This is a genomic window from Erythrobacter sp. SN021 (genome assembly GCF_021864455.1).
In genome coordinates, this window is record NZ_JAKKUW010000073.1 from 1 (window position 1) to 463 (window position 463).

At 45.1% G+C, this 463-nt stretch carries 1 protein-coding gene; it reads left to right on the plus strand.

Annotated elements, in window-relative coordinates; all coding sequences use genetic code 11:
* The first annotated feature begins 58 nt into the window (after positions 1–58).
* The gene (locus tag L5849_RS16525) at positions 59–262 is read left to right on the plus strand and encodes a serine protease inhibitor (protein ID WP_368735743.1); all 204 of its coding nucleotides are present in this window, start codon (positions 59–61) and stop codon (positions 260–262) included.
* Positions 263–463 lie beyond the last annotated feature (201 nt).

The window sequence follows — 463 nt, forward strand, 5'->3', positions numbered from 1 at the left end:
GATCTCTCGAAACTTCAGTTTGCTTCTTGTTTCGTGAAGACTGCGCTAAGAAACCAAGATGGCGACGCAGAAGCAGGAATGGCCGGAGCTTGTTGGAAAGACGGGCGGAGAGGCAGAGACACAGGTTTTGAAGGACCGACCAGACGTCCATGTTGAGATAATTCCGGAGAATAGTCCAACCACACTTGACCTCCGCTATGACAGAGTCCGTATCTTCGTCGACAAGGACAACAAAGTGGTCAGAGCGCCTCGAACTGGATAACCGTGAGCCAGACCTTACCTCCGACCATTCTCTTTTCGTGGTGGTGTGAAAAAAAACTAAATAGGCATTGTTCTACATCCGGACGTGCACCTCATAAGGAACAAAAGGCGTTGCAGGATGTCCTATATACTTCAGATAACATGACGCTTATTTTTATTGCTTTTAATAGTTTAAACATATTGGCATCAATTTGATTTATTT